The sequence below is a fragment of the Alteromonas profundi genome, from assembly GCF_010500865.1.
Classification (GTDB): Bacteria; Pseudomonadota; Gammaproteobacteria; order Enterobacterales; family Alteromonadaceae; genus Alteromonas; species Alteromonas profundi.
This window is the reverse complement of the sequence record NZ_JAAAWN010000087.1, coordinates 1-1094: the sequence shown is the minus strand read 5'-3', so window position 1 is coordinate 1094 and position 1094 is coordinate 1. Positions and strand designations below refer to the sequence as shown.

Below are 1094 nucleotides of genomic sequence, written 5' to 3'. Positions count from 1 at the left end.
GGCCCGATTTCAGATAATAAGTGCACCACTCATGGTTAAACGGTGAGAAGAGATCAACTGCCTGTTGGTGGTACTCTGTAATCGCCAAAAAACATGAGTAGTTACCATGAGATACAAGCAGTTGATCGAAGGGCAACGATACCAGATCGAAGCCTACTTACGCGAGGGTTTCAGCTATCGGGAGATTGGGAAGCGGTTGCAAGTTAGTCACAGCACCATTAGTCGAGAAGTCCGGCGCAACAGAATAAGGGACAATCACTATCTGCCCGAAGTCGCTCACGCTAAGACAGTAAAACGACGAGGTCAGGCTGCGAAATACAGTGTACCAGCGCTGACTATCACTTTCGTCGAGTTCGGGTTGAGCCAGAAATGGAGTCCTGAGCAAATCGCTGGCGTAGGTAAAATCATAGGGCATAGCGTCAGTCATGAATGGATTTATGGCTATATACAGCGCGATAAATTGCGCGGTGGAAAGCTCTTCAAGCAGTTGCGACATGGTCATCGGAAATACCGCAAAGGCAGCCGCGCGAAGCGCGTTATAATTCCGAACCGGGTTGGCATTGAGTGCCGCCCTGCCATTGTTAATAAGAAGAAACGATTCGGTGACTGGGAAGCCGATACTGTACTAGGCAAGAACGGTACAGGTGCCATCGTGAGCCTGGTTGAACGAAAAAGTAAGCTGTACCTGATACGCAAAGTGCCAGCGAAAACTGCCGCAGATGTAGGCCGGGCAATGGTTGGCATGTTATGGCGCTACCGCGGCCATGTTCGCACGATTACCGCCGACAATGGCGCAGAGTTCTGCGCTCACGCGCTGGTCGCGGATAAGTTGAAAACGGATATCTACTTCGCCAATCCGTACTCCTCGTGGGAACGAGGACTGAATGAAAACTTCAACGGGCTGCTGCGGCAATATATCCGTAAAGGTACCGACTTGCGGACGGTGACGGACAAGCAGATTGCTGATGTTGAGCGTGCGTTGAATGCGAGACCCAGAAAATGTCTCGGATTTAAGCAGCCTGCTCTAGTATTCAAACAGTTAAGAGACGCAGCTTAATTTAACGAGTGGTGCACTTCGGGGTTGAATCCGCGGG

The 1094-nt window shown here is 50.6% G+C and carries 1 protein-coding gene; it reads left to right on the top strand.

The features are described 5' to 3' along the window. Positions 1-106: 106 nt before the first annotated feature. Positions 107-1057: an IS30 family transposase gene (locus GTH32_RS19275; RefSeq protein WP_015068041.1), complete on the top strand. Its 951-nt coding sequence runs from the start codon at positions 107-109 to the stop codon at positions 1055-1057. The last annotated feature ends 37 nt before the right edge of the window (positions 1058-1094 follow it).

Coding starts and splice junctions, on each gene's coding strand:
- GTH32_RS19275 (WP_015068041.1), top strand. CDS start 107: ATGAGATACAAGCAGTTGATCGAAGGGCAACGATACCAGATCGAAGCC.